Source organism: Pseudomonas sp. fls2-241-R2A-110, from assembly GCF_030209165.1.
GTDB lineage: Bacteria > Pseudomonadota > Gammaproteobacteria > Pseudomonadales > Pseudomonadaceae > Aquipseudomonas.
On record NZ_JARVSN010000001.1, the window covers coordinates 54,643 to 76,577 of the forward strand.

The window sequence follows — 21,935 nt, forward strand, 5'->3', positions numbered from 1 at the left end:
TACAGTTAGTGTTTCCAATGCCACGATCCAGGAGTTGAAGAATGAAAAATTCTAACCCGCAGCTCCCATCCCGCCGCATGCTGCTCAAGCGCGGAGCTGCCCTTTCTGCATTAACGATTACTGGCATTGGAATGGCCGGGTTAACCGTGCCTTCAGTGTCTTTTGCCGCAGCGCTTAGCAAAGAAGAGCGGGATAAAATGACGCCGGATGAGGTCATTGAAAGCCTGAAATCTGGCAACCTGCGTTTCCGTAAAGGCAAAATGCAGCAGCACGACTATTTGGCGCAAAAGCGCGCCAGTCAAGGAGGCCAGTATCCGTCAGCGGTCATTTTAAGCTGTATTGATTCGCGTGCCCCGGCGGAAATCCTTCTAGATGCAGGGATTGGTGAAACATTTAACTGCCGCGTGGCTGGCAATGTGCAAAACGAAGACATTCTCGGCAGTATGGAATTTGCCTGCGCTCTGGCCGGAGCCAAGGTCGTAGTGGTGATGGGGCATACCTCCTGTGGTGCGGTGAAGGGTGCCATCGCCAATGCCGAACTTGGAAACCTGACTGGTTTGCTGAGCAAAATCAAACCAGCAATTGCTGAAACGGTATATGCAGGTAAGCGTACGGCTGACAACTATGAATTTGTCGATTCCGTTGCACGCACCAACATCAAGATGACGCTGGCCGACATCCGTCAACACAGCCCGACCCTGAATAAGCTCGAGCAGGATGGAAAAATAAAAATTGTCGGCGCTATCTATAAGTTGGTGGGTGGAGAGGTTGAGTTCTTTAGTTGAAAAGAAAAAAGGGGCCAAAAAGAAAAAGGGGACGGATTTATTTCCATAAAAATAAATCCATCCCCTTTTTTCAATGTGCTACGCACATAAAAATCATCACCATCATCAATTGTAATTTGGGTTATTTATGAAAGATTATTACACCACAGGATATGTCTACTTCCTTCAGGCTGGAGATGATTTGGCTATAAAAATAGGTACAACTATAGAACCATTAGAAAAACGTATTCATCAATTACAAACTGCAAATCACCGCAAACTGAAGTTGGTCGGGGCTATAGACTTAAGGAAATCTACAGGACTTATTACGCCCGGCAGAATAGAATTTTCAATTTTAGCAAAACAGAAAGAAGCAGAAATACAGGCTATGTTTTCAAATTCGCGCATCCATGGCGAATGGTTCGACATAACTGATGACCTTCTTAGCTATATCGAGCAGGTATCCAACGTAGACTGAAGGAGCTATCGATCAACATTGGCCGATGGAAGCCCAATAATTTCCAAGTTAAACCTACTGAGAAGCCCAGTTTCCGGCAGGTTATAGCGATTATTGTCTCTCATTAATGTGTAGTAGTTTGAGACCGCTCGCTCCAATAAATTGCGAGCCTCCATCTTTGGATCGAAGGTTACATGTTCGCCATTTCCCTTGTCCATGTGCTTCGTTTGATTCTTCGGGTGATTGATGACCTCTCTGATGTTTTTGGAATTTGACGCCACTCCGTCGTTTAAAAGCTTGGAAAACTCCACTGCACCGGACACCAGGCTTTTCAAGGATGACTCCCCCTCCCTGCGCTCAACATAAACGCCGAGTATTTCCTCAGCACCGCCTGCAAGATGCAGCGCCGCAAAGTAGGAGCTTCCCTCGTAGTACATGCGCAGGGCTCGATCCAATAATTCGACTGCGACTAGAAGCTTCTCCGTAGTCTCGCGCATCCGATTACTCCAAGGTTATATCGTCTGTTTTGGCCAATTGCTTCCCTTCAATACTTACTCCGATGCCAGGAGTATAGCGAGGCTCATTTTGATAAACTTCTCGTTTTTATCGGTCGGTTGCAACGCGGCGCAGACATTGCCGCCTACCTCGTCCGATCCGGAGAAAAAAGGGGACGGATTTATTTCCAGGAAAATAAATCTGTCCCCTTTTCGGTCCTTTTCGGTCCCGGCTAATGGCTCTACCGCTTCAATTCAAACCGACTTTGACGGAACGCTCGGACGACCAGGAATCCTGGCCTGACTGCAATATCGGCTCGGCAGGAATTCGGTATTTACCGAATGCGTTGACTACGGCCTGGTCTACGTCAGCGTTGCCCGAACTTTCAACCAATACGATTTGCGGCACATTAGAAGCAGGTTTGCCTTGCACTTGCAGAGTCACCGGTTTGCTGGCGCTGCCGTGTTTGATTTGCTTATTTAAGGCAATCTCGATGTCCACTGTCGTGCGATTGAGACTCTTGCGACTGGTATTACTCCAGACCTCGTTGTAGCGCTGGGTCTGTTCAGTCGTCAGCGCAAGTCCTTGAGCGCGGATCCGCTGAATGCCCTTCCACGAGACATCGCCGGCATGCTGGCTGGCCTCCACGTAATACATCATTGCCCCGAACAAATCCTGCGAGCCACCGCGGCCCTCTTCCATCAATCGGGCCAATGCGAGTTTACTTTTATCGCTGTCGCTGTTGGTCAGTGCCAACTGATAAAGCCGTCGCGCTTCGACGTCGTTACGCGCTTGCCCGTGGCCATTCTCGGCCATGCGCGCCAGTCTCTCGTTACCAACACCATCCACGGCGGCGGACTCATAGAGCGACCTGGCCTTGCCAAAATCTTGTGGCAGGCCGCCACGACCGAATTCGTACAAACCACCGAGGGTGATCTTACAGCGCACGTTGCCGTTATCGCTGGCTTTACGAATGTATTGGACCTCGTCTGCAGTGGGGTCTTTAGCTCCCTCAAAAAGCATGCATTGGACGTTGGCCATACTCTCTTCCAAAGGGCTTGGTGGCCTGGAGGTTTGACACCCAGCAATGAGCCAAGTGATTGCCAGTACAACAATTGCCTTTTTCATGTGATGCATCCGTGGAATCGTGGGGGTTTAACCGGCTGACGCGCGAAAAAAATTAAGCAAGATCAAAGGCTACACCTAGGCCTTCAACTGAAGAGGCCAAAAATATCCGGGGTTTCCTCATTTCTACCGAACCGTACCCGTGGTGAATTGACCATTTTTTGAGTATTAAAAAAAAGGGGACGGATATATTTTCAGGAAAATAAATCTGGCCCCTTTTATCCAATTACCCCCCGCAAACTTCACCTGTGGCGAGGTGGCTGACGCCTTGGTCACTGGGAAATCCGGCTATCACTCATGCGAGACGTTATGCCGTCGCGACTTCTTTTGGCGTAAATGTATCGCGCGCTACGTTACCGATGGTGTTGGTCGTGTAGGCATCGAAACTTCCACCAATCAAGCCGCCCAACAGGGGCACGGCTTTACCGAGATTGATCACGCCTTTTTCACCAAATTTGGTGAACAGCTTGAAGCCTACCTTTTTGTTTATCTCTATCAGCGTTTTACCGGAAATCGACTTCACGGCGTTCATCGCCAGCTTGTTGCCGACGGCAATGCCGATGTCTTTCAACACTTCCTTGGCGGAGTTGGCTGTGAGGCAGGCGAATACTAGTGTCTTTACCTTGTCATCCTTGACGTCGTAGCCACCCAAATGGGCGATAGCGGCGATCATGCGAATTTGTACGAAAAGCACACTCGTGATGTTGGCAGGCAATGCGACGGGCAGTGTGATCAATCCCCCCAGGCCGGTAATGAAGCCTGAGGTGGCCGATTTGGTGTTTTGCCAGCGAATCAGGGAATTAGCTTGATCCTAGGTAGGGGCTTCTTCCTTCGCGTAACTGGCTGCGAGCTCCTCGGCAGAATCAAGACCGGAGAATCCATTCACAGATCTCTCGTAGGCCCAGTCGAGGACTTGCATTATCTTTTCTTGACTTATCAGTTCCATCTTCAGTCTCAGTGTATGAATGATGGCTTTATGATGCCACACATGTTTCGTTTTCCGCATTACCTTGCTTTGAACAATTTTCCTTCGCCACATCCATTAGGTGGGGAGGTGGGCCAGATGATTCTCAGATTGATTTCAGAAAAATAAATCTGTCCCCTTTTTTTCCTAAAGCCACTGTCAGCTATGGGACTCGGGACTGGCAACCAGTTAAGCATTGATATTTTGGATGGAGTGAAAGTGCCCCAAAGGAACCTGGATCACTTCATCATTCGTGAGGCATCGAGGGTTGTTGAGTCAATAGTCATTGGCTCGGACGTCGCTCTCAATAAAACCCTGATTATAAGGTGGTCTTTGTATGCTTATGGGGCATGATTGGCCGTAGTGCTTTCCCTGATGCTAAACGCCGATGAGTGCCTATCTTTTGTCAGTGATTCCCCTACTGGTATGTGACGACTCCAAAATGGCCCGTAAGCAGGTGTTACGGGCGCTGCCGGCGGACTGGACGGTTTCGGTCACCGAGGTCGGTAATGGTCGCGAGGCCATGGATGCCATACGCCGTGGTTTGGGGCAGGTGGTGCTGCTCGACCTGACCATGCCGGAGATGGATGGTTATCAGGTATTGAGCGCCTTGCGCGCCGAAGGTTTGAAGGCGCACGTCATCGTGATCTCCGGTGACATTCAGGAAGAAGCGATGCGCCGCGTGCGTGAGCTGGGCGCACTGGCGTTTCTGAAAAAGCCTTTCGACGAAAACGAGTTGCGCCAGACACTCAGTCAGCTGGGGCTACTGACGGAACCCGGGCATGCGTCGCTGGGGAGTCGCCCGGCAGCGAACACGGTCATTAGTTTTCATGATGTGTTCCGTGAAACGGTCAACGTTGCCATCGGCCGGGCGGCCGCCCTGATAGCCAAAGTGTTGGGCGTCTTTGTGCAGTTGCCAGTGCCAAATGTGAACATCCTCGAAGTCGGCGAGTTGCACATGGCGCTGACCGATGCCAGCAGCTGCAAGGAACTCACGGCCATCTGCCAGGGTTTTATCGGCAGCGGCATCGCCGGCGAAGCCCTGCTGATGTTTCACGACTCCGAAATCGCCGATATAGCGCAATTGATGCAGCGTCAGAACCCCGACTATTCGGACCTGGAAATGCTGTTAGACCTCTCCAGCGTTCTGATCGGTGCTTGCCTGAGCAGCATTGCTGAACAAATCGATGTGGTGTTTTCTCAAGGCCACCCGCAGATCCTCGGCCAGCATGCTTCCATCGATGAGCTGATCCGGGTCAACCACAAGCACTGGAGAAAGACCCTGGCAGTGGAAATCAGTTACAGCCTGGAAGGGCAAGATATTCGTTTCGACCTGTTGTTGCTGTTCACGGAAGACTCAATCGAGCGATTGACCCACAAACTCGCCTACTTGATGAGCTGAGCCATGAACGATCCTATCGATCTGAACGAGTTTCACTGGTTGCTGGCGATTGTCCAGAACCTCGACGTCGGTGTGGTGGTGCTCGACCGCGATTATTGCGTGCAAGTCTGGAACACTTTCATGGAGAACCGCTCCGGGGTGCAGCCCAAGGACGCCCAAAATCAGAATTTCTTAAGCCTGTTTCCCGAAATCGACCGTCAATGGTTCAGCCGCAAGGTGGAAAGCGTCGTTGCCTTGGGCACGCCAGCGTTCACTATCTGGGAGCTACGCCCGTATCTGGTGCGGTTCAAGAACTACCAGCCGATCACCGGCCAGGAAGAGTTCATGTACCAGAACACCACGCTGTTACCGCTGCGCTCCACCGACGGCAACATTAACCATATTTGCCTGGTGATCTATGACGTCACCGACGTCGCCACCAACCGGCATCAGCTCCAGGCCGCCAATGCACAATTGCAGCAACTCTCCAGAACCGATCGGCTGACGGGCCTCTACAACCGCGGTCATTGGGAAGAAAGCCTGAAAGTCGCCTATGCTCGGCACCGGCGTTATGGCAATGCCACCGCCCTGGTGATGTTGGATATCGACCACTTCAAGCGGGTCAACGACACCTATGGTCACCCGGCGGGCGATAAGGTCATCGAGGAAGTCGCCAGGCTCATCCACGAGCATGTGCGCGAAACCGATGTGGCGGGGCGTTATGGAGGTGAAGAGTTCAGCGTGGTGCTTTCAGACACTGACAGAGACGGTGGACGGGTTTTCGCCGAGCGTCTGCGTAAGGCAGTCGAAGAGCTGGAAGTGCTGCACAACGGCCAGAGCATCCGTTTCACCATCAGCCTGGGGGTGGCCGACCTGAGCCAGCCCTCGATCAACCACGCCGACCTGATCGCCTGGGCGGACCATGCGCTGTTTGCGGCGAAGAAGGCCGGGCGTAATCGGGTGTCGGTGTATGAGTAAATAGATCGTAGTGCCTGGCTTGACAACTGCTGCGCATCCGAATGCAGGCTCTGCAGCTGTTCGGTGACCACTTTTGGCCGCATTCTGCCTTCCAGGACCGGCAGAAATCGACCCTTAGGCGCCTCTCGGGGCAATACAGAGTGCGTGGCTAGTGGTCGAAGTAAATGGGGGGCATCCTGGCCGATTCCTGTCCTCCGTAACTGGCAACATTCGGCCAAAGAAAAAAGGGCTGCATGTCGCTATGCGACTAACGACCGCGCTTCAATGGAGCAGCCGTACAGGCGTCACGATGTTGGACCCGCCCCCTACCCCGCTGAACAATTCCAGCCGCGCGGCCACGAAGGCATTCCATGCCACCCGATGGGCAAACGTCGGTAGCGAGATGGCTTCTCCAGAATCAAAATCCTCTAGCGCTGCGTCCACGATGGCCACTGCCCTCTGGTATTGGATGGGCGGCAACCCCGCATACAAAACGGCTTGAACACGCACGGCGACGTTATTGAAACGCTGTTGCAGCGTGTCGGATAACGAGAGCAGAAATGCGCTACTCGCCGACTCGATGGCCGCGCCGGAACTCGCCTCGAACACAGGCACCAGGTTGATCACTGTTCCGGTGTCCCGTTTTACGAAGCCATTCGCCAAGGCATAAGACAAGCACACGGGAGCCGTCACTCCCAAGGCGATTGTCGCCCCGATCTCATGTTCCTCTGTGATGTCGTGATGGTTGATCAGCAACGTGATACTGGCGTCCTGGCTTAACACGCCCTCAATGCGGACCACTTCGGCAGACACTGCCAAATCCGCATTCAACACTTCAATCGACCGGCCGCTGGAGTCAGTGAGCGATGCAGCAAGTGTCATTAATCGCGGCCGGTCTGCCGCAATCAATATCAAATCGTAACCTCGCTGCGCCAGTCGATGGGCGAACGCTGTGCCTATTGTGGTATCTGCGCCGGTTATGACGGCCGTGCCTTTATGAGACATGCGGTTTGCTCCAAAGGCGGGTGCATGAAATACGGTCAGAGTAGAGAGCGCCCTAATGTCGGTAAAGGCCGTAAAACCATCGTTTTCGGCCTTCGCGCGCGCCGGCCTGACTGATTTACCCGGCACAAAACACTAACCCCCTCGCGAGATCACGGTTCTGCTTGCAGTCCCGCAATTTTCGCGCATGCTTGCGTTTCGCATGTCAGCAGAATCCATGCCTCAACCCAGCGTTCAACTGGGCGAACGGGAGTCTTTATGCAAAGTGTGGCGTTAATCGTACGGCCCGATTTTCAGGTAATGAGCCTGGCTGCGCTTTCAGCTTTCGAGTTTGCCAACCTGGCTGCGGGTGAAAAACTCTATGACATCAGCGTGCTCTCCGAGCATGGTGGCTTGGTCGCCAGCTCGCTGTTCACCTCGGTCGATACTCAGCAATTCAACAAGACTGATTTCGATACCGTCTTGATCAGCGGCGCAATGGATCGCAGTTCGGCGTCGAACGGTATTCACTCCTTTCTGGTTGAAGCCAATGCCAATTCACGACGAGTAGGCGCTTTGTGCGTCGGCGCTTTCGCGCTGGCCGAGTCCGGGTTGCTCGATGGGCGCCGAGCCACAGTGCACTGGGCTCGTGCCAAGGAAATGCGCGACAGATTCCCCGCAATAAAAGTCGAAGAAGATCGAATCTTCATCATCGATGGCAAGATCTGGACCTCGGCAGGCATGACCGCTGCGCTCGATTTAACCATCGGTATGGTCGAGAAGGATTACGGCGCCGCACTGGCCCGGACCGTCTCGCAGCGGCTGGTGCTTTACCATCGCCGCGCGGGTGGGCAGTCCCAGCATTCGGCGATGCTGGAACTGAGTCCGAGCTCCGACCGCATTCAGCAGTCGCTGGATTTCGCTCGAAAAAACCTGCGTCGCGACCTCTCCGTAGAAGACTTGGCGGATGCGGCGTGCCTGAGCCCTCGGCAGTTCAGTCGAAGCTTTCGCGAGCAGACCGGCAGCTCCCCCGCCAAGGCCATCGAAAACCTGCGACTGGAGGCCGCCCGATTGATGATCGAACAGGGCCGTCTAACGCTCGAAGCGGTGGCCTCGGAGACCGGCTTTGGCGACCGCGAACGTATGCGCCGGGCCTTCCTGCGCGTATATGGCCAATCCCCGCAATCGTTGCGCCGGACCTTCGGTTCTAACGCCGACGTATAAGCTTCTATTTTTTCGCAGCAGAATAACGGCGGCCATTGGCCGCCGTTATTCATTCTTGGAACGCTATTTTTTGAGCGTGCAGATTATTTAATTTGAAGGTTGAAGTTGCGGTGCAGCTCGGCGACCGGATGTGTAGGCCAGGATCAAGGCCGTTACTGTGCAGAGGGCGCTGACAAAGCCAAGGTTGGTCAACGAGCTGTAATGCAATGTCAGGGAGCCAAGACCCGCACCCAGTGAGAAACCGAGGTACATGAAGGAGGCGTTGAGCGACAACACCACCGGCGCGCTCGCAACACCAGCCACGCCGACCAGCCTGGTTTGCTGGGCAGGATAAAAAGCCCAGTGCGCCACGCCCCAGGCAGCGATGGCGAGGACAACCGGCACAATTACAAACTGTTTGTCGATAAAGTGCGGCGCCAACGACAGGACAACGAACGCGGTAGTGGATGTCGCCAACGCTGGCAGGATCACTGCGCGCGGGCCTTTGCGGTCGACCGCTCGGCCGCTGATGGCCAGGCCGATTGCGGCTGAAACACCCCAGCCAAATAGCACGAAGCCTATCGCCGGGCCATTTATCAGGGTGGTGGCCTCCAACAGCGGCGCGAGGTAGGTGTAAGTGGTGTAGCTCGCCATCGCCCACAACGTAGTGATCAGTAGCGTATGCAAAACCGCAGGCTGAGCCGCCGTTGAAATGCGCTGGCGCAGGCTGGCGGTGGCGAGCCCGGTTCCTATCTCGCGCGGAAGGCCTATCAGCAAACCGGCAACGGCCAACGCGGCAATGATCGCGACGCTGCCGAACGTGGCACGCCAACCCATTGCCGCCCCTAGCACGGTGCCCGCCGGAACACCCAGGACAATGGCGAGCGACAGGCCACCGTTGACGATAGCGATGGCGCGGCCTCGCTGTTCAGGCGGCACGACCACGCTGGCCAGTGCGTTCGCACCGGGTACATACACTGCCGCCGCGAGCGCCAGCACCAGTCTCGCGGCCATCAACGACCAATAGCCGCAGGCCGTGAAGGCCAGCAGATTGGCCACCGCAAATAACGCCATGGCACCGATCAGCAACCTGCGCCGGTTCAGGTTCCCGGTCAGCGCCGCCAGCACTGGAGAGCTCAGTGCATAGGCCAGCGCAAATACAGTGACCAACTGGCCCGCCGTGGCAACGCTGACGTCAAGATCCTTGGCCATGCCGGGAAGCAGGCCCGCGATCATGAAGCTTTCGGTACCGACGGCAAACGTGCCTAAGGCCAGCCAATACAGCGGCCGGTTGCTTTTGATGAATGGGGTTGCGTTCATGGTATTCCAGCTGTGGAAAGGTGAGTTAAGCCACCCGGGCCTCAATCAAGCCGAGGCTAGTGTCGGATAGTCCGTGTAGCCCACTTCGGCACCGCCGTAGAAAGTGTTGCGGTCGTACGCGTTCAATTCAGCACCGGATTTGAAACGAGCAGCCAGATCCGGGTTGGCAATGAACATGCGCCCGTAAGCGATGGCATCGGCATCCCCGGCAGCAATCGCTTCGCTGCCACTTTGCGCGGTATAGCCTCCCGCCGAGATCACCGGTCCTTTAAAAAGACGGCGGAATAATCGAGCGTTGTTGGCGACATCCAAACTCAGGTCGTCACCCAGGCCTACCGACGAAGCGCGAGGCTCGATCAAGTGCAGATAAGCGATGCCACGCTCGCTCAATGCCTGGATGACATAGCTGAACAGGTCCGTAGGGTTGCTTTCTTTCATGTCATTGAAATTGCCCGACGGCGACAGACGTACACCCACTTTGTCCGCGCCGATGGTGTGGGCGATCGCATCGACCACATTCAGAAGCAGGCGAGCGCGGCCTGCTATCGAACCGCCGTAGGCATCTTCACGCAGGTTGCTGTTGTCCTGAAGAAACTGGTCTAGCAGGTAACCATTGGCACTGTGAATTTCAACCCCATCAAAACCTGCGGCCATCGCATTTTCAGCGGCCTGACGAAAGTCATTGACGATGCCGGGCAGTTCATCGATGTCCAGAGCGCGCGGGGTTTCAAAAGGTACCAGTGAAAAATCGGGCGTGAACGCCTGTCCGTCAACCGGAGCCAATGCAGATGGCGCCACCGGCAACGCGCCCTCGGGGCTATAGGAAGAATGTGAAGTCCGCCCGCCATGCACGATTTGCGCAATGATGCGCCCGCCTTGAGCGTGTACTGCCTTGGTCACTGCGGACCATCCGGCCACTTGCTCGGCCGAGTACAGCCCCGGCATATTCGGATAACCCATGCCCTGCACACTGACACCTGTGGCTTCGGTAATGATTAACGCGGCTGAAGCACGCTGAGCGTAGTACTCGGCGCTCAGGGCTGTGGGTACGCCACCGGCAGCTGAACGCATGCGCGTCAGGGGGGCCATGACGATGCGATGAGGCAGTTGCAGCGAACCCAAGCGCAGGGGGGCATAAAGATTTTCGATGGACATGAGCAAGTACTCCGCAATAACTGAAGTCAAAAAGGGGTAATGAATTGCAGGCCCAGGACTTGGGTTTCACCCAGCGTGGCGGACGAGCCGATTAGCTGAAAATGAGGTTGTTGAAGTCCAGCGACACAAGCAAAGGCTCGGGGATTTTTTGCCCCGCTTCGTCGTAGGCGTAGATACGGCGCTTGGTCGGCATCATCAGCCCCTGTACCTCGCGGTAATCACTGACGTAGTTAGCGCCGGTAGCCCCGCCAAGAATGTCGACGGTGTAATCATGGCGACGCATCAGGCCATCGGGCCCGAAGTGGGTGATCTGCTTGCGGGTATGGCTCTCGATATGATCAGGAAAGGTGACTTCCAGACGCCGCCATACTTCGCCGTTTTCCTTCCATGGCTCGATCTCCCTGGATTCGAAGCCGGGGTAGGTGTAGAGAAAGGGCGACGTCAGGTAGGTCCACAACGCTTCGCTGGCAAAATAGGCCACATGCAGCAGGTCCCAAGGGCTTTCCAGGGTTTGACCAACGAAGGCGTCGGCGGGCTGGTCGCGTTGTTCGACGATGATTCCATCGAGGGTTTGCAGGGTCAGTTGACCCGGTAGGAACACGCTGCGTTGGTTCGGTCCGGCGAAAGGGGTGATGCTCAGGCGCTGGGCCTGGGTCTCGATATCCAATTCTTTATCGAACAGCTGACCCGGCTGCTGCTTGAGGTGCCAGATAGCACCATCGATCGAAACGTTGGCTCGCAGTTTTGCGAAGCTATTCCAGCGATCCAGGCCACCGTGGGCCTCAACGGCGAAAGCGAGTAGATCATTCATCAGGCGTGCTCCGAAAAGAGGTTTTATATCGATGCGCTAGGGTTGCGCCGGACCGGCGACTCAGCGTGCGGCGCGAAGCAACAGTCAGTGATAACTTCTGGCCGAGGCTCATCGTGAGGAGTGCGGAACTTCAACCGCTCTGCGCTGCTCATGGGAAGTATCTTGGGCTGTATAGATTTGGGACATCGGTCGAAAAACCGTCATTTCAAGCCATTGTGCGTTGACCGAAAATGGCGTTTTTTTGGGCGCGTGCCAAAGCCCCGCAGCGACCACAAATGTCGCTGAAACGAGAGGATCGAAAGGGATGGAGACTAACGCCGCTGTGACGCGGCCTCAGGCGGTAAGGCCCTGACAGCTGAATTCCATCCGGTAGACAAACGATGAGCGCAGATAACCGATAAGCGCCTGCAAGGGGGCCGATTCAAAGTGCTCGGCCATCGCCAGAGGACAACTCCAATCACCCTGAATCAGCAGGGTGTGACGGTCGGCGGGATCCAGGGCGAGTGCATAACGAGAGCAGTTCGGTAGTACAGCCATGCTGTCGATAAAACCGCTGATCTGTTGGGCGAGGTCGGACGGGCTTGCGCGCCGCAGCTCAACAACGATGAGGTGACTCGCCTGGATCTGCTGACCAGCGTGTGGCGCGTCGTTATTCTGAAGATGAGTGGTCATCGGTTAGCTCCTGCTGTCTGTTGTCCATGATCGGTATCGGCACCGGACTTCCCCGGCGCATTGACCGGTGTTGGCCGCACCATTTCCCTACCCTCCTCTTCCCGGTGCCTCACAGGAGCCAGATGTCTTGCAAGTGCGCCGGGGGCCATGAGGGCCAGCGGTCTGCCACACTGCAAGATTGCCCTGCTGCGTTTGCAACAGGGCCTTGAAGGGGCATCCCGAGAGTGACGTGGGCCTGTTACTTTGGCAGGGCTGCCAACGCCGCTTTTTCGATCACCGCAGCCACTTCTTTCGGGTGCGAGATATACACCGCGTGGCTGGATTTGACTTCTGTCACCTGAGACCCGGCACGGGTATACATGAAGCGTTCCAGATCAGGATTTATCGCCCGGTCCTGGGTAGCGACGATGGCCCAGCTCGGCTTCGACTTCCAAGCTGGCGAGGTAATCTTCTGGCCGAAGTTGGCGCCGTTGGTCAGCACTTGAGACAACGCCATAAAGTGGGTGAGTTTTTCCGGCAGGTCGGCGGCGAAGTCGGCGCGAAACTTGTCCGGCGCCAGGTAAACGAAACCGTCCGCCGTCGGGGTAATCGCAGTCGAGGCCGCTGGCATTTTGTGCAGCAATTCGCCCGCCGCTTCACCCGCGTCCGGGGCGATACCCGCGACGTATACCAACGAGGCAACCTTCGGATCGGTACCGGCCTGGGTGATCACCACACCGCCATAACTGTGTCCGACCAATACCGCTGGGGCATCCTGCAAGGCCAGCGTACGCTGGACCGCTTTTACGTCGTCATCCAGCGAGGTTTCCGGTTCTTGCACGACCGATACATGAAAGCCGTCCTTTTCCAAAATCTCCGTGACACCACGCCACCCGGAGCCGTCGGCGAAGGAGCCGTGTACCAGCACAACGTTGTGGATCGCGGTAGCGGGCGTAGCCGCCATGGCGTAGCAAGACGCAACGGTGGAAGTTGCCATTAACAGTGCAGCGGATAAAAACTTCATCGATGCTTCCTTTTATCAAGTGTGGGTTAAAGATGTAGCGTGCGTGTTCACGCAGGCGCGTCGAGCGATGACGCTGAAGACAAACGCCCCCGAAACTCACGTTCTTTGTTGCTGTGGCATGGGTCCATATTAGGGAGCGGGAGCAAGGCTCACAGGACGAAATACCGGCATTTCGAGCCATGTTTTGTCCTTTTTTGCCGGGCTCACCAGAGCTTGTGTACAAACAAAAAAAAGCCCCCATAAGGGGGCTTCGTTTGGGCGCTCAGCGAAGACGTTACGCAGTCGCTTCTTCTTTATAGAACTCGTAGTCGGTGTAACCCACCTCGGTACCGCCAAAGAAGGTCGGACGGTCATACGCGTTCAACGGCAGGTTGTGGCGCAGGCGTTCCGGCAAGTCCGGGTTGGCGATGAAGTGGCGACCAAAAGCCACCAGATCGGCGTCGCCAGCCTGAAGGATGGCCTCGGCGGATTCGCCGTCAAAGCCACCAGCGGCGATGATCACGCCTTTGTAGTGTTTGCGCATCAGCTGGGCAGCGACCGGTGCCGGGTCGGCATTTTCGTCCTCGATGTTGCCCAGGATGCGCGGCTCGATCAGGTGCAGGTAAGCCAGGTTCAGCGGCGCCAGTTGTTGCGCGACGTAGGTGAACAGGCCTTCTGGATCGCTGTCGCCCATGTCACCCCAGGTGCCACTCGGACCGACACGTACTGCCACGCGATCACTGCCCCACACCGAAATCAGCGCGTTGGTCACTTCCAGCAGAAAGCGTGCGCGGTTTTCGAACGAGCCGCCGTACATGTCGGTGCGCTTGTTGCTGTTGTCCTGCAGGAACTGGTCGATCAAATAGCCGTTGGCGCCATGCAGTTCCACGCCGTCAAAACCGGCTTTCACGCCACGCTCGGCAGCGGTGCGGAAGTTTTCTACCAGGCCTGCAATCTCTTCGATGGTCAGGGCGCGGTTCGGGGTATTGGGTACCCAACCTTCGGTGGTGTAAGCAACGCCACCGTGCAGGACTTCCGATGGGCCGACGGGGATGCTGTTTGCAGGCTGCACGTCGACATTGGATTGGCGACCGGCATGATAAAGCTGCAGAAAGATCTTGCCGCCTTTAGCGTGCACGGCGTCAGTGACGTGTTTCCAGCCCGCGATCTGGCTGTCGTCGAACAGGCCCGGTGCGCCGAGATAGCCGTTGCCGTTTGGCGCAGCGATGGTGGCTTCACCGATCAGCAAACCGCCTTGCGAAGTGCGCTGGGCGTAGTACTCGGCCATCAAGGCGCCAGGACGAGCGCCCTCTTCGGCACGCATGCGGGTCAGCGGTGCCAATACAATGCGGTGGGCGAAGGTGAACCGCCCGACTTTAACTGGGGAATGAAGTTTGGACATGGTTGCCTCGATTGAAGTGTATGTGTAGAGCCATTGGATATCCGCCCGGGTCGATAGCCATGTGGGCTTTCGGGGTTGGGGCGCTTGGCATCAGTAAAGGTGATTTTCCGGAGTGGATAAATGGGCCGTGTTTCCCAACACTTCGGACTTTTTGGCTGTAATGCTGGCGATCATGGAGATCGAACTGTCGATGTCCGGACAACGGCGCCCGCACTGATGCAAGCGCCGCAGGGTCCTTACTGGGCGTAGAGTTCCGATACCTGTGTGTTGAACTCAGTGACAAAGGCGTGTTCATCCGCCCCGGCATTAGCGCGCATTGGCTTGGCCCGCTCGACCAGGATTTCCACCGCGTCCGTGCCCAGCACCGCTATCGTCTCGGCAATGAACTCATCCAATGGCATCGCCAGTTCCACTTCGGAGCTGTTCATCAACTCGGTACGTACCCATGGCGGCGCGATTTCCAGCACCTTGACCGAGGTATCGCGCAGCATGAAGCGTTGTGACAATGCGTAAGAATGCAGCGCGGCCTTGGTGGCGCTGTAAACCGCCGTCAGCGCCATGGGCACGAAACCGAGTACTGAAGAGGTGTACGCCACATAAGCGTCATCGGCTTTCTTGAGGTGCTCGATCAGCGCCGATGTCATGCGAATCGGGCCCATCAGATTGGTGGTAACGGTCGATGCCAGCAGTTCGTCATCCACCTGGCCGGCCGCCGTGTCCGGCAACATGATCCCGGCGTTATTGATCAGCACGTTGAGCTGCGGGAATTCGCTGATCAACTGTTTCGCGACCGCGGTAATACTGGCCGGATCGGTAATATCCAGTTCGACTGCGTGCATCCCCGGGTTGGCCGCAACGACGGCTTCCAGATGGCCTTTGCGCCGACCTGAAATAATCACCTGGTTGCCCAGTTTGTGCAGTGCTTCGGCCAGCCCACGGCCAATGCCAGAACCGCCGCCGGTGATGAAGATGGTGTTTTGAGTCAGTTTCATGAGTAAGTCCTCTGAGATTGCGGAAATGCAAAGCGTGAATAAATGAGGAAAAGGGCGGGTTGCCCGTGCTGTGAATACAGGGGCTATGCTAGGCGCGAACTTAGAAGCTCATGGGTCGAAATACCGACGTTTCAGGCCATTCGCCGGCTGCACGATTGGCAAACTCAAATGCAGAGCGTGCAGCCAGACTGGGACGTCACGTCAGGTTCATGAAAGTTAACGGCACCCATGAATAGCCGATGTCCCTTCACAATCTCCCCGCCCGCCTCTACTCTGCATCAACCCTCCCTCCGCACCGAGCACACTTCAAATGATGGACAGCCTCAGCGGCATTACGGCCTTCATTCATGTGGCCGAAACCCGCAGCTTTACCGAAGCCGGTCGACTGTTGGAAATCTCCTCATCAGCAGTGGGCAAGAGCGTGGCGCGCATGGAAGAACGCCTGGGTGTGCGGCTGTTCCATCGCAGCACCCGCAGCGTCACCCTGACCACCGAAGGCGAGCTGTTCCTGGACCGCTGCAAACGTATCCTCAGCGAAGTGGAAGCGGCAGAAATGGAGCTGCTTGAGTTGTCCGCCACACCGCGCGGCAAGGTGCGTATCAGCGTGCCGATTCAGAACGTGTTGATCATGCCGGTGCTGGCCGGATTCATGCGCGCCTACCCGGACATCGAACTGGACGTGGACATGTCCGACCGCATGGTCGATGTGATCGAGGAAGGTTTCGACGCGGTGATCCGCACAGGCGCACCGCAGGACTCGCGGCTGATGGCGCGCAAGTTGGGCGGCTACCAATTGCAGTTGGTGGCATCGCCGGCGTATCTGGAACGCCATGGCGACCCGACGCACCCGGACGATTTGATCCGCCACGTGTGCCTGCTGCACAAGTTTCCAGCCACGGGAATGATCGAGCGCTGGCCGCTGCGCGTCGGCGACACGCACATCGAGCCGAACCTGACGCGGGCCTTGACTTGCACCACGATGGACCCGCTGACATACCTGGCGATCGATGGGGTGGGGATTGCCTGCCTGCCGGATTTTTCGATCCGTGAACCGTTGGCCGACGGCAGGCTCAAGGTGGTGTTGGAGGATTACACCGACCACACCGGCAACCTGTGGATGCTCTGGCCTGCATCGAAGCAGACAGCACCGAGGTTGCGAGTGTTGATCGACTTTTTCAAAGACAACATTCTGAAAGGCTGAAATCAGCGTTGCAGTGATTGGGCTATCGGAGTCTTCTGGATGCCGAAACTGAGCATCACCGCCAGCCCGAGCAAACCGATGCCAGCGCCCAGCCAGAGAGCCGACGGCACACCGGCATGATCGACCATCAAACCACCGAAAAGTGAACCTGAGGCAATGGCAACCTGAAAGGTCGTGACCAGCATTGCCGAACTCGCTTCTGGCAGTTGGGGTGATGTCAGTTGCATCCAGCTGCTCACGCCCAGAGGGATCGCACCGTATGCGATGCCCCACACCAATACCGCCAGCGACACAGCCATCCCCTGCAACTCAGGCAAGGCCAACTGCGCTGCCACCATCAGCAATACCACGGCGCCCAATGAGGCACGTAAATGGGTGGTGATGGTCCCGGCCATCGCAAAATTCGCCAGCATGCCGACCAGGCCGAAACCCAACAGGATGGCGGTGATGGCCGTTGGTGAGAAGCCAGCGTCATGGCCAAGGAACGGTGCAATGTAGGTGTAAGCCGTAAAATGTGCCGCCACCACAGTGCCCAATAACAACATGCTGCGGCGGGCATTACTGCGCGACAAAAATGCCACGAGCGCGCGCCACTTCAGGCCTTCGCTGGAAGGCAATGACGGCAAGGTCAACGCTTGCGCAATCAGCGCCAGCAACGCGAGCCCTGCTGTCACGGCAAAGGACATGCGCCATGAAAACAGCGTGCTGACAAACGTCCCGAAAGGCACTCCGAACACCGTTGCCAGGGTGATCCCTGCGAAGATCAACGCCGTGGCCTTGGCTGCCTTCGACTGGCTGACCAACCGCCCCGCCGCCGCAATGGCCACAGCCCAAAATCCCCCTAGCGCAACACCGAGAAGCCCGCGCCCCAACAACATGACGGCCAGTGAAGGAGCCAATGCCGACACCACATTGGAAGCCACCAGCACCAGGGTCAGCAGCAGCAATAAGTGACGCCGGTTCATACGGCCCGCGCCCAGCATGATCGCCGGCGCCGACACCGCGGCGACCACACCCGGCACGGTGACCATCAGCCCTGCCACACCTTCGGTGACGCTGAGGCTGTTGGCGATCTGGGGCAAGACGCCGACCGGTAGATATTCAGTAGTAACAAAGGCAAATGCGCCAAGCGCAACGGAATACACCGACAACCAATCGCGTGAGGAAGACGCTTGCTCCTGAGGCTGCGCAGAAGCAGCAGGTATTGCGTGTGAATCGTTCATGGGATAGCTCCACAGAAATGAGTGGCGCCATGTTAGGTATCGAGCAGTCGACGAAAAACAGGGCGCAGCTCCAATCACTGCGGATCAATCACTCCACAATCAAACGATTCACACCGTCCATTAGCGCCATCCGTGTCCGAAGTGTTCTGCCCTCTGGCCGGTTTTTCCCCACGCGCTCACTCCATAGACTCCACCTCGACAAACATTCATTACCTTGCGAGGACTTTCCCATGACAACCAAACACTCACCGATTCGCGTCGGCATTATTGGCGTAGGCAACTGGGCACGCCATGGCCACCTGCGCGTGCTTAACCTTTTGCCGCAGTATCATTTGCAGGCGGTCTACAGCGAACGGCGTGAACGTGCTGAAGCAGCGGCCGGCGAGTATTCAATCTCCGAGGTGGCCGACTCGGTAGAAGCACTGGTCAATAACCCCGAAGTTGATTTGGTCGTGGTGCTCAACACCGCGCCCCAGCACGAAAAAACCGTGCGTGCCGCCATTGCTGCCGGCAAGGATGTTTATTGCGAATGGCCATTGACGACGACCACCGCTGACTCCCAGGAACTGCTGCAACTGGCCAACAAGGCAGGCGTGCGTCACATCGTCGGTCTGCAACGCCGCCATGCACCGCACAACCGTTACCTGCAAGATCTGCTGCAACAAGGTTACGTCGGCAAAGTACGTTCAGTGCGGATGCATGTCAGCATGAATTACTTCCAGGCCGTGCGACCCAATGCGCTGCGCTGGACCGCACCGGAGGAAAACTTCTCCAGTGTGATTGCAATCTATGCCGGCCATTTCCTCGACATGCTCTTCACGGCGACTGGCTGGCCGCTCAGCGTGTCAGGCCTGATGGTCAGTCAGTTCCCACAGGTGACCATCAAGGAAACCGGCGAAGTACTGCCGAGTACAGCGCCTGACCAACTGGTGCTCAGCGGCATGCTGGAGGATGGTGGCGTTGTCTCGATCCACATTGAAGGCGGCAAGCGGAACGGTTCCGGCGTGCAAATCGACATCACCGGTGATCAGGGCGACCTGAAAATCAGCAACCGTTCGGCGTTTGGCGATGTGGGCGACGACTATGTCATCGAGGGTGCGCATGGCGATAACCTGACGCTGGAAGTATTGCCGCTGCCTGAGAATTATCAGCGCCTGCCGGCCTCGTCATTACCGTCCGCAGTGCTTGAACTGGCAGAGCTCTATCACGTATATGCGCAGGATGTTGCCGAAGGCACCCAGGCGGCGGCGACGTTCAACGATGCATTGCGTCTGCATCAGTTGCTGGATGCGGCAAAGAGCGGGACTCAAACTCCCCTCAATTGGATCGCGTAACGACTGATGCCTGTGAAAACGCTCGATATTGAACTATCGAGCATGAAACTTCGTTGGCGCAACCGGGGCGGATACAGACTCGCCCCGCAGCGCCAATTAATCTCAGGGGTCATTATTGGTTCATCGCAGAACCGTCTCTTACTCAACCGAATCCGGGAAACGTGCGCCGAACATCGGTAGGCCGCTGGCTGAACTGACGGTGGTGGCCTCGTCCTGGAGAACGTCCCAGTGCTCGACCAGAATGCCATTTTCCAGACGCACGATATCCACCGCGATGAGCGCGGCAGGATGACCATTGTCAGAGAAACGACCGTGAACCATCACTTTGTCACCTTCCGCCATGATGACACCGGGTTCGTAAGTCAATGTATCGGGCAGGCTTTTGATCAGGTCAAACAGCCCCTCACGCCCAGGTGCGATAAGGGCACTGTGCTGAATGTAGGCAGGAGACCAATACGCTTCGGCAGCAACGTAGTCGCGTTTATTGAACAACGTATCAAAAGCTTCAAGCACGATGGATTTGTTCTGCGTTTCAATAGTCATGATTGTTCCTTTCTCGATGAGATTAGTTGGTGAGGGGACGGCTTGACCGGTGCTGGTTATCTACCGTGCACTCGGACTGTTGGTGCCATGCATCCTAGCTCGGCGGATTTGACTGCATAGGTCGAAAAACCCGCATTTCTTGCCATACCCTTTGGGCGGCAGCGGATCTCGATCATTGCGGCGTGACCGGCAATTGTGTCGGGTCCCCGTCCTAAAAATCAGACGATAAGATAAATTTTCAGACCCCAACGCAGAACTCCATCTCCCCTGGCAAGGCGCTCCCTGCGCCTTTCTCACACACTCGGCTCTAACGCTATCGCGCTGCATAACAAAAAGAGCCGCGAAAAAAATGACCAGTTTCCCATCTGCTACCGAAAGCCAGACAGGCCATATCGGCGCCCATCAGACCCGTGTCGAGGACGCAGCATTGTTGCGTGGACTCGGCTGCGCCTGTTTCTGGCTATTGTTGATTGACGAACTAACCGCTGGGCCACTAGATCATTTATCTAAATATGCCTTGAGCACCGTCTAATCTATTTAAATAAATAAGTTAATTAGCTGTTCAGCGCCTTCATCGCATAGTTGCGATGAGCTGGAAGATTTTGTGTTGCTTCTATTACTTGAAAACAACAAATGGAGCGCTATATAAGTGACTAGAAAAAAATTTGCTGCAAGTTCGGTGTTTCTTGGTCTCACCCTGAGTGCCCAGGCGCATGCTGAGTTCCTGAGTGATAGCAAAGCCACTTTGGGAATGAGAAACTTCTACTTCAATAATGACAACCGCGATGGCATTGCCGCCCCTTCCAAAACCGAAGAATGGGCGCAGGGTTTCATGTTGGACTTCAAATCGGGCTATACCGATGGCATGGTTGGGTTTGGTGTCGATGGCCTGGGGTTGCTGGGGGTTACCCTGGACAGCGGCAAAGGACGGCACGCTGGCAGCACCATGATGCCTTCTGACAGTGACAACCGTGCCGTCGATGAGTGGAGCCGGCTGGGGCTGACCGGAAAAGTCAAAATGTCGAAAACCGAACTTCGCTACGGCACCTTGATTCCGAAACTCCCCATTCTGGTCGCCAACGATGGGCGCGTGCTTCCACAAACCTTCGAGGGCGGTCAAATCACCTCGAGCGAGTTCAAGGGGCTGACCTTGACTGGAGGTCGGATCGAACATGCGACAGGACGTGGTTCGAGCGATCAGACGGGGTTGGCCGTTGCTGGTGGTACCCGTGAAAGTAATCAGTTTGACTTCGCCGGGGGCGATTGGAGCGTCACCAAGGATCTGACAGCTCAGTACTATTACGCCAACCTCGATAACTACTATACGCAGCATTTTTTTGGATTAATTCACACCCTTGCCCTCTCGGACAATCAGTCCCTTAAAACCGACCTGCGCTACTTCAAAACTGACTCGTCCGGTGCAAATAGCTCCGGTACGTCAGGCTACAGAATGAGTGGCTACACCAAAAACGGTGATGGAGAGATCGACAACCGTACCTGGAGTGCCGCGTTGATTTATACGCTGGGTGGCCACGCAATTACCGCGGGTTACCAAAGTGTGTCGGATGGCAGCAACTTCACTCAACTCAATCAGGGTAGCCTGGTAGACAAGGGCGCCGGTGGAGCAAGCCTGTATCTGTATACAGACCGCCTGATCCAAACTTTCACCCACGCAGGCGAGCGCACAGCTTTCGGTCAATATGCTTACGACTTCGCCGCTCTGGGTGTCCCTGGCCTGAAAGGCTCGGTCATGTACCTCTCCGGCGATAATATTAAAACTACGTCAGGCGACAACCAAAAGGAATGGGAAAGAGACATTAGCCTGGACTACGTCCTTCAGTCCGGAGCGCTCAAAGGCGTCGGGTTCAGTTGGCGTAACGGCAAGTCCAACAGCGAAGCGTCTCGTAACGTAGATCAGAATCGAGTTTTTGTAAGCTATAGCATTCCGCTTTTCTAACGAGTGTCATGAGCGG

General features: G+C 55.9%; 21 protein-coding genes. 8 read left to right on the top strand and 13 right to left on the bottom strand.

Going from position 1 to position 21,935, the window contains the following annotated elements; translation table 11 throughout:
* Positions 1-41: 41 nt before the first annotated feature.
* Both QRN31_RS00265 and QRN31_RS00270 read left to right on the top strand, forming a co-directional pair.
* On the top strand, positions 42-785 hold the full coding sequence (locus QRN31_RS00265) for a carbonic anhydrase family protein (protein WP_285429435.1): 744 nt from the start codon (positions 42-44) through the stop codon (positions 783-785).
* Between the two features lie 127 nt (positions 786-912).
* Positions 913-1,242: a GIY-YIG nuclease family protein gene (locus QRN31_RS00270; RefSeq protein ID WP_285429436.1), complete on the top strand. Its 330-nt coding sequence runs from the start codon at positions 913-915 to the stop codon at positions 1,240-1,242.
* 5 nt (positions 1,243-1,247) lie between these two features.
* Here the strand turns inward: QRN31_RS00270 and QRN31_RS00275 are convergent, their stop codons facing one another.
* The 3 genes from QRN31_RS00275 to QRN31_RS00285 all read right to left on the bottom strand — a co-directional run bounded on the left by QRN31_RS00275 (position 1,248) and on the right by QRN31_RS00285 (position 3,637).
* Positions 1,248-1,718, bottom strand: a complete 471-nt coding sequence (locus QRN31_RS00275; RefSeq protein WP_285429437.1) for a hypothetical protein — start codon at positions 1,716-1,718, stop codon at positions 1,248-1,250.
* A gap of 247 nt (positions 1,719-1,965) precedes the next feature.
* Complete coding sequence (locus QRN31_RS00280) at positions 1,966-2,844, bottom strand: tetratricopeptide repeat protein (RefSeq protein ID WP_285429438.1); 879 nt, start codon at positions 2,842-2,844, stop codon at positions 1,966-1,968.
* A gap of 304 nt (positions 2,845-3,148) precedes the next feature.
* On the bottom strand, positions 3,149-3,637 hold the full coding sequence (locus QRN31_RS00285) for an EcsC family protein (RefSeq protein WP_350310379.1): 489 nt from the start codon (positions 3,635-3,637) through the stop codon (positions 3,149-3,151).
* A gap of 556 nt (positions 3,638-4,193) precedes the next feature.
* Here QRN31_RS00285 and QRN31_RS00290 point away from each other — a divergent pair.
* Together QRN31_RS00290 and QRN31_RS00295 are read left to right on the top strand one after the other, a co-directional pair.
* Positions 4,194-5,207 (top strand): response regulator, encoded by a 1,014-nt coding sequence (locus QRN31_RS00290; protein ID WP_285429439.1) that lies wholly within the window; start codon positions 4,194-4,196, stop codon positions 5,205-5,207.
* 3 nt (positions 5,208-5,210) lie between these two features.
* Positions 5,211-6,164 carry a sensor domain-containing diguanylate cyclase gene (locus QRN31_RS00295; protein WP_285429440.1) on the top strand — a complete coding sequence of 318 codons (954 nt, stop codon included), beginning with the start codon at positions 5,211-5,213 and terminating at the stop codon, positions 6,162-6,164.
* A gap of 261 nt (positions 6,165-6,425) precedes the next feature.
* Here QRN31_RS00295 and QRN31_RS00300 read toward each other — a convergent pair whose 3' ends face one another.
* Entirely contained in the window at positions 6,426-7,148 is a 723-nt protein-coding gene (locus QRN31_RS00300; protein WP_285429441.1) for an SDR family NAD(P)-dependent oxidoreductase, read from the bottom strand.
* Positions 7,149-7,403: 255 nt separating this feature from the next.
* On the opposite strand from QRN31_RS00300, the gene QRN31_RS00305 reads away from it, so the two are divergent.
* Positions 7,404-8,348 (top strand): GlxA family transcriptional regulator, encoded by a 945-nt coding sequence (locus QRN31_RS00305; protein WP_285429442.1) that lies wholly within the window; start codon positions 7,404-7,406, stop codon positions 8,346-8,348.
* Between the two features lie 87 nt (positions 8,349-8,435).
* Here the strand turns inward: QRN31_RS00305 and QRN31_RS00310 are convergent, their stop codons facing one another.
* From QRN31_RS00310 to QRN31_RS00340, 7 genes are all read right to left on the bottom strand, one after another.
* Positions 8,436-9,647 (bottom strand): MFS transporter, encoded by a 1,212-nt coding sequence (locus QRN31_RS00310; protein WP_285429443.1) that lies wholly within the window; start codon positions 9,645-9,647, stop codon positions 8,436-8,438.
* A gap of 45 nt (positions 9,648-9,692) precedes the next feature.
* Positions 9,693-10,802 carry an alkene reductase gene (locus tag QRN31_RS00315; RefSeq protein ID WP_285429444.1) on the bottom strand — a complete coding sequence of 370 codons (1,110 nt, stop codon included), beginning with the start codon at positions 10,800-10,802 and terminating at the stop codon, positions 9,693-9,695.
* A 91-nt stretch (positions 10,803-10,893) separates the two neighbouring features.
* A complete protein-coding gene (locus QRN31_RS00320) occupies positions 10,894-11,613 on the bottom strand; it encodes a hypothetical protein (RefSeq protein ID WP_285429445.1) in 720 nt (239 codons plus the stop codon).
* A gap of 333 nt (positions 11,614-11,946) precedes the next feature.
* Positions 11,947-12,285: a hypothetical protein gene (locus QRN31_RS00325; RefSeq protein ID WP_285429446.1), complete on the bottom strand. Its 339-nt coding sequence runs from the start codon at positions 12,283-12,285 to the stop codon at positions 11,947-11,949.
* Positions 12,286-12,523: 238 nt separating this feature from the next.
* Complete coding sequence (locus tag QRN31_RS00330; protein ID WP_285429447.1) at positions 12,524-13,288, bottom strand: alpha/beta fold hydrolase; 765 nt, start codon at positions 13,286-13,288, stop codon at positions 12,524-12,526.
* Positions 13,289-13,562: 274 nt separating this feature from the next.
* Positions 13,563-14,669: an alkene reductase gene (locus QRN31_RS00335; RefSeq protein ID WP_285429448.1), complete on the bottom strand. Its 1,107-nt coding sequence runs from the start codon at positions 14,667-14,669 to the stop codon at positions 13,563-13,565.
* Between the two features lie 236 nt (positions 14,670-14,905).
* Positions 14,906-15,661 (bottom strand): SDR family oxidoreductase, encoded by a 756-nt coding sequence (locus QRN31_RS00340; protein ID WP_285429449.1) that lies wholly within the window; start codon positions 15,659-15,661, stop codon positions 14,906-14,908.
* A gap of 313 nt (positions 15,662-15,974) precedes the next feature.
* On the opposite strand from QRN31_RS00340, the gene QRN31_RS00345 reads away from it, so the two are divergent.
* Positions 15,975-16,862, top strand: a complete 888-nt coding sequence (locus QRN31_RS00345) for a LysR family transcriptional regulator (protein ID WP_259156603.1) — start codon at positions 15,975-15,977, stop codon at positions 16,860-16,862.
* Positions 16,863-16,864: 2 nt separating this feature from the next.
* Here the strand turns inward: QRN31_RS00345 and QRN31_RS00350 are convergent, their stop codons facing one another.
* Positions 16,865-18,085, bottom strand: a complete 1,221-nt coding sequence (locus QRN31_RS00350) for an MFS transporter (RefSeq protein WP_285429450.1) — start codon at positions 18,083-18,085, stop codon at positions 16,865-16,867.
* A 230-nt stretch (positions 18,086-18,315) separates the two neighbouring features.
* Here QRN31_RS00350 and QRN31_RS00355 point away from each other — a divergent pair, with 230 nt between their 5' ends.
* Positions 18,316-19,419, top strand: coding sequence for a Gfo/Idh/MocA family protein (locus QRN31_RS00355; protein WP_285429451.1), 1,104 nt, complete (start codon positions 18,316-18,318; stop codon positions 19,417-19,419).
* Positions 19,420-19,557: 138 nt separating this feature from the next.
* Here QRN31_RS00355 and QRN31_RS00360 read toward each other — a convergent pair whose 3' ends face one another.
* Positions 19,558-19,962 (bottom strand): nuclear transport factor 2 family protein, encoded by a 405-nt coding sequence (locus QRN31_RS00360; RefSeq protein ID WP_285429452.1) that lies wholly within the window; start codon positions 19,960-19,962, stop codon positions 19,558-19,560.
* 649 nt (positions 19,963-20,611) lie between these two features.
* Here QRN31_RS00360 and QRN31_RS00365 point away from each other — a divergent pair.
* On the top strand, positions 20,612-21,919 hold the full coding sequence (locus tag QRN31_RS00365; RefSeq protein ID WP_285429453.1) for an OprD family porin: 1,308 nt from the start codon (positions 20,612-20,614) through the stop codon (positions 21,917-21,919).
* Positions 21,920-21,935: the final 16 nt, after the last annotated feature.

Coding starts and splice junctions, on each gene's coding strand:
- QRN31_RS00265 (WP_285429435.1), top strand. CDS start 42: ATGAAAAATTCTAACCCGCAGCTCCCATCCCGCCGCATGCTGCTCAAG.
- QRN31_RS00270 (WP_285429436.1), top strand. CDS start 913: ATGAAAGATTATTACACCACAGGATATGTCTACTTCCTTCAGGCTGGA.
- QRN31_RS00275 (WP_285429437.1), bottom strand. CDS start 1,718: ATGCGCGAGACTACGGAGAAGCTTCTAGTCGCAGTCGAATTATTGGAT.
- QRN31_RS00280 (WP_285429438.1), bottom strand. CDS start 2,844: ATGAAAAAGGCAATTGTTGTACTGGCAATCACTTGGCTCATTGCTGGG.
- QRN31_RS00290 (WP_285429439.1), top strand. CDS start 4,194: ATGAGTGCCTATCTTTTGTCAGTGATTCCCCTACTGGTATGTGACGAC.
- QRN31_RS00295 (WP_285429440.1), top strand. CDS start 5,211: ATGAACGATCCTATCGATCTGAACGAGTTTCACTGGTTGCTGGCGATT.
- QRN31_RS00300 (WP_285429441.1), bottom strand. CDS start 7,148: ATGTCTCATAAAGGCACGGCCGTCATAACCGGCGCAGATACCACAATA.
- QRN31_RS00305 (WP_285429442.1), top strand. CDS start 7,404: ATGCAAAGTGTGGCGTTAATCGTACGGCCCGATTTTCAGGTAATGAGC.
- QRN31_RS00310 (WP_285429443.1), bottom strand. CDS start 9,647: ATGAACGCAACCCCATTCATCAAAAGCAACCGGCCGCTGTATTGGCTG.
- QRN31_RS00315 (WP_285429444.1), bottom strand. CDS start 10,802: ATGTCCATCGAAAATCTTTATGCCCCCCTGCGCTTGGGTTCGCTGCAA.
- QRN31_RS00320 (WP_285429445.1), bottom strand. CDS start 11,613: ATGAATGATCTACTCGCTTTCGCCGTTGAGGCCCACGGTGGCCTGGAT.
- QRN31_RS00325 (WP_285429446.1), bottom strand. CDS start 12,285: ATGACCACTCATCTTCAGAATAACGACGCGCCACACGCTGGTCAGCAG.
- QRN31_RS00330 (WP_285429447.1), bottom strand. CDS start 13,288: ATGAAGTTTTTATCCGCTGCACTGTTAATGGCAACTTCCACCGTTGCG.
- QRN31_RS00335 (WP_285429448.1), bottom strand. CDS start 14,669: ATGTCCAAACTTCATTCCCCAGTTAAAGTCGGGCGGTTCACCTTCGCC.
- QRN31_RS00340 (WP_285429449.1), bottom strand. CDS start 15,661: ATGAAACTGACTCAAAACACCATCTTCATCACCGGCGGCGGTTCTGGC.
- QRN31_RS00345 (WP_259156603.1), top strand. CDS start 15,975: ATGGACAGCCTCAGCGGCATTACGGCCTTCATTCATGTGGCCGAAACC.
- QRN31_RS00350 (WP_285429450.1), bottom strand. CDS start 18,085: ATGAACGATTCACACGCAATACCTGCTGCTTCTGCGCAGCCTCAGGAG.
- QRN31_RS00355 (WP_285429451.1), top strand. CDS start 18,316: ATGACAACCAAACACTCACCGATTCGCGTCGGCATTATTGGCGTAGGC.
- QRN31_RS00360 (WP_285429452.1), bottom strand. CDS start 19,962: ATGACTATTGAAACGCAGAACAAATCCATCGTGCTTGAAGCTTTTGAT.